A 4,960-nucleotide genomic window follows, 5' to 3' on the forward strand; every position below is an offset into this window, starting at 1 on the left:
ATGACCTTACTCCACTCTTTTGTTCTTTCTGTTTCTATACTTAAATTTATAACTATATTTATAAATGCTAACTTAAGATACACAACAACGTCAGTCTGTCTAATAACTAAATTTCAATCGCTGAGAATCGCCTATTCAGAAATTTTCAAAGACACCTGCCCGAATATTAAAGTTACGAAAACAGGTTATTAGACAGTCTGACGTTAGGCACAATTGAAATGAAACGCACAGTAATACTAGGAGCAGGTGCTTCAAAAAGCTACGATAAGTCTAAAACAGGAGTTAGAATGCCTGTTGCAATAGATTTTTTCGAAACCTTCCGGAAATTAGACATTTCAAAAAATCCTTGGGTGTTAATTGGAAATATTATTACCTACATCTCTGAAAGAAACAACGATGATATTCTTGAATTTTTGAACTTTTCAGAAGATATTGAGATGCTACATTCTGAAATACAAGAAAAACTATACGAAGCTCTAAAACGAGGAAACTTTTTTAGTAAAGATTATGATGTAAGGTTACTAAAATCGTTTAACGAATTAATCTTTGTATTTGTTAGCGTAATTAACGAAATCCAAAACGGAGATGTTTCAAAACCACATTTAAATTTAGCTAAACAACTTTCAAAAAACGATTCAGTTATAACATTTAACTGGGATACTTTAATGGATAGAGCTCTAAAGTCTGAAACAGAATGGAATATCGAGAATGGCTATTTTGTAAAACCAACTGCAATATTTAATGATGAATGGATAAAACAAAACGGAAATGTAATCGACAACGAATTTCCTAAATTACTAAAACTTCACGGTTCAAGTAATTGGCTTACGAGTCATTTACAGCCAAGTGAAGAAGGGAAATTAGAATTGAGCCAAGAAACTGATGCAGAAGATTTTTACGTATTTGAAAATGCTACTAAACCATATTCAACATTTGCAGGTAGATATATGTCAGGATATGAGGAGTTTTCATTTGGCTATTATCCGCCAAATCTTCCATTGAAAGGAAAAGAAGCACCTGAAGGTTATCTTTATGTTAGAAGCAGGATTAAAAACCCATTGATGCCTGAAGGAAAAGCAGATGATAATGGGTTACCTTCAATGCCATTAATTATTCCGCCTGTTAAAAGCAAAGAATATGATTTGTTTGGAACTTTATTCACTCAAATTTGGAATGAGGCACAAAGAGAAATAGAAATAGCTGATGAAATTTTTATTATTGGATATTCCTTTCCTAAAACTGACATAAGGACTGATAGATTGTTTAAAAGTGCATTTATTAAAAGAACAACGATTCCAAAGATTATAATAATTAATCCAAGTCCTGAATTAATATTTGATAGATTCATTTACGATTATGGAATCCCAGAATCACATATTACAGTTAAAAAAGAGTATTTTGATGAAACATTTAAATTTGAATAAAAACAACTGTGCCTAACAAAGTACTGTGGTAAAAAACAAGTAAAAACTCATTAATTTTTCTCTAAAGTACTTTTATAAGCATCATCATATATTAATCCTGATTTTGCAATAGCAAAAGCCTATTTTTATAGCTAAGCTGCCATTTTATTTTTCTTAAAAACTACCTGTAAGTTCTCTTTAAATTATTACCTAAAATATTACCTTAATTTATTTTTTCGTATATTACGTGTGTAAGTCGCTCAAACATAGTATGTAAACACCAGCCCCCCTTTGTTTTTAGCAACTCACATTAAAATATTTTATATTGGTTAGATAAGCATACCTAGTAAACATACGCACACGTTGTACAGAATTTCAGCCAAACAGTCATAATTCAATAACTCAACACAAAAATTTATTATACTTATGAAAACCTCAAAAATCATAACAATTATTATCATGATATTTTGCATGATGCCTTCCTCTGCTCAAAACACATTAGAAACTACTTTAATTCAAACTATTAATACAAATAAAAAAAACTTAAATCAACTAAAAAAAGCACTTGAGTATGAAGAAAAATTTTTAACTGAATTATTAAATCTAGAAGGAGATAACTCAATCTTAATAAAGAAAAAAACAAGTGATAGAGATAAAGTAAAAAAAGAGATTTTAAAATTAAAAGCATCACTTTTTGAGTTAAGTGAACAATTAAAAAAAGAAGTTGCGATTAATAATGAAAGCAAAATAACAAATAAAGATATCATACCACTGACACTTCAATCTGATGATAAGTATTGGTTCAATCAGGATATTAGAAACCCAATTTCATTTACTGAATTTATTATTAGAAACCCTAGAACTAACGGTACGGATAAATTAACTAAACCTTCAAATTTATCTTCATATCATTATATCAAACCTGGTTCAATAATTAATATCTTATTTAAAAAAGATGTCTATAATAAACTAAAAGAGACTGACATCACAATTAAAGCATATTTAAAACGTGTGGATGGAACCGTAGTTCCAATTGATGTTAGTGGATATTTCGATGTTAAATTAGATACTAATCAAGAGGAATTTGAAAAAAACATTGCTGAATCTTATCAAGATGGTTTGGAATATAATTACAAAGTTAATCCAACAATAAGAGGTCCTATTCAATCTGAAGTAAATTCTAGCATAGCAAACCCACAACCACAGGATAAGCTAATCATAACCGTAATTAACAGCTCTGATGGTAATGTCTCTTTCACAACTACATTTGAATTTGAGGATTTTGGATGGGAAACTACACCCAGCGGTGGCTTCTCTTGGGTGAATACAATCAATCAAAATAATGCTAATTTCAGACCAGCTGGTAGCTCAGGAGTAAGTTTTCATTATAAATTAAACAAAGGCTCAAAATTTATTACGAATTTTATAAATCCAAGTTTTGGGCCAGAATTAATTGTAATGCAAGGTGCAAATGAAGACACTTTAATAGGTCTTGGTTTATCAGTTTCAACTTTTATGCGAACAGTTAAATTTGGTTATGGCTGGTATTTAGTGGGCGAAAATGGTAAGCCTTATTTTTCAATTGGAGTAAATTTTATAGAAGGTTACAAATCAATTTCTTCTATTTTAAGTAGATCTCAAGATTAAAACTATGAACAACAAAGAACTGAGGTGAAAATCACTTAATTTTTTATTAGAATACTTCTATAGCTGTCATCATAATTTAACCTAACTATTACACTTTCCCTTTGCTCCTCTTCGCTAATAAATTACTCTACAAGCCTTATTGTATTTACACGTTATAACACTACTTCCAGATGCTACTATCGTTGGACATAAACCAACATAACCAAAGAACTTTGATGTCATTTCATTTTATTTAAAACCAATTGTAATTCCTATTCAAATTATTCCCCAAAATAGGACCCCTATATAACTGTTTTTTGTAACTTTGAGAAGTAGTCGCTGAAATATTGTATAAAAACCCTAGACTTTCCATTGTTTTAGCAGCTCAATTAAAAATAATCTACATAACGGGTATAAACGTATTGCGTTTATACAATTGTTACCCAACATATAGAAAAAATTCATGATTAAAAAACTACATTTTACATTTTTCTTTATTTTTCTATTCCAACACGCTTTCTCACAAACGGTAGTTCAAATGGAGAAAGTTAATGGAGTTTACCAAATTCCTTGTAAAGTCAATGGAGTTGAAATGAAGTTTATTTTTGACACAGGAGCTTCTGATATTTCGATTTCCAAAACAGAGGCTGACTTTCTGGTTAAACAAGGACTTTTAAAAGAGGAAGATATTATTGGCACTCAAAAATATAGAATTGCTGATGGCTCAATTTCCGTGGGAGTGAAAATTACAATTAGAGAAATAAAAATTAATGATATTTTTATTAATAACGTAAGTGCAACTGTAATTGATAATGATAATGCACCATTACTTTTTGGTCAATCAGCACTTTCCAAATTTGGTAGATTTGAAATTGAAAATGATATTTTAAGAATTTATCAAAAAGAAAATAGAAATAACCTCGAGTTTTTAGGAATTGACTTAACTAAAACTATTGGAGACTTTGGATTAAGTCGTTTTAATCTAGTAGATGCTAAACCGATTCTTGGAATTCCGTTTGATGCTTGTAAAGTGTCAAAGGAGCACGAATTAAAAGATTTCGAATTTGAGAAACAAAGTGTTGTATTTGACAAAGAAGGCAAAATTTTTATGGTTGGTTTAACAAAAGAACCAAGTGGTAAATATGGCTATGACAAAGAAAAATATGCGAAAGAATTCTTCGAAAATCTTTACATAAACTTGTCTACTAAATTTGGAACGAGTGATACTAAAATGTTAAAATCTGCCGAATGGAAAAAAAGAAATTTTGAATTGTTAATGAACATTGATTCTGATTATAAAGTTGGATTATTTTACATACCAAAGATTTTTATCAATCAAGATTTGGTTATGGGTGATGATAAGCCAGAAAAAGAATATAAAAAAAATGAAACTTCAAGTCCAAAGAATGAAGCTGAATTTAATGAAGAATTAAGGGAATCTGGGGCAGAATTGATTGAGTTAGTTTATAACAAACATCCTGCTTATAATAACTGGAACCTAAATACCAACACAAAGGGTAAGGTTTTGTATATTAATATGGAAAGTGAAATAATAAGTATGAGACCTAAATCCCAAAACAAAGCTGGAAGAAAACAAATTAAAGATATAGAATTTGTAAAAAGCAAAGAAATTGCTTATAATATTTATAAATCATACATTTCATCGGACTCAAAAGAAAACATAGAATTTCAAGCGAGTATTTGGGATAAAATAGTGATTGACTTTTATTTTTCCTATATAGACGGTTCAAATTCAAGCCTCAAACACTCAATCACATCGCAAGGAATGTTAGCAATTGGTGTGCCACTTACCAAAAAGAAATTTGATAGATATTTCGAATAAATACATTGGGTAATCGAGTGGATGGCTCCGCCAATAATTGACGGAGTGCACCCCTCACACCACCGTACATACGGGTCTCGTATACGGC

The 4,960-nt window shown here is 30.0% G+C and carries 3 protein-coding genes; all 3 read left to right on the forward strand.

Annotated features, from left to right (window positions below; all coding sequences use genetic code 11):
• Positions 1–218 precede the first annotated feature (218 nt).
• Positions 219–1,424 carry a hypothetical protein gene (locus D3P13_RS21555; protein WP_117885750.1) on the forward strand — a complete coding sequence of 402 codons (1,206 nt, stop codon included), beginning with the start codon at positions 219–221 and terminating at the stop codon, positions 1,422–1,424.
• Between the two features lie 405 nt (positions 1,425–1,829).
• Complete coding sequence (locus D3P13_RS21560; protein WP_157973003.1) at positions 1,830–3,050, forward strand: hypothetical protein; 1,221 nt, start codon at positions 1,830–1,832, stop codon at positions 3,048–3,050.
• A 517-nt stretch (positions 3,051–3,567) separates the two neighbouring features.
• The gene (locus D3P13_RS21565; RefSeq protein ID WP_157973004.1) at positions 3,568–4,872 is read left to right on the forward strand and encodes a retropepsin-like aspartic protease; all 1,305 of its coding nucleotides are present in this window, start codon (positions 3,568–3,570) and stop codon (positions 4,870–4,872) included.
• Positions 4,873–4,960: the final 88 nt, after the last annotated feature.

The sequence above is a fragment of the Aureibaculum luteum genome, assembly GCF_003449015.1.
GTDB lineage: Bacteria > Bacteroidota > Bacteroidia > Flavobacteriales > Flavobacteriaceae > Aureibaculum > Aureibaculum luteum.

Bases quoted from the DNA above. Each gene is read 5' to 3' on its own strand.
- D3P13_RS21555 (WP_117885750.1), top strand. From the start codon at position 219: ATGAAACGCACAGTAATACTAGGAGCAGGTGCTTCAAAAAGCTACGAT.
- D3P13_RS21560 (WP_157973003.1), top strand. From the start codon at position 1,830: ATGAAAACCTCAAAAATCATAACAATTATTATCATGATATTTTGCATG.
- D3P13_RS21565 (WP_157973004.1), top strand. From the start codon at position 3,568: ATGGAGAAAGTTAATGGAGTTTACCAAATTCCTTGTAAAGTCAATGGA.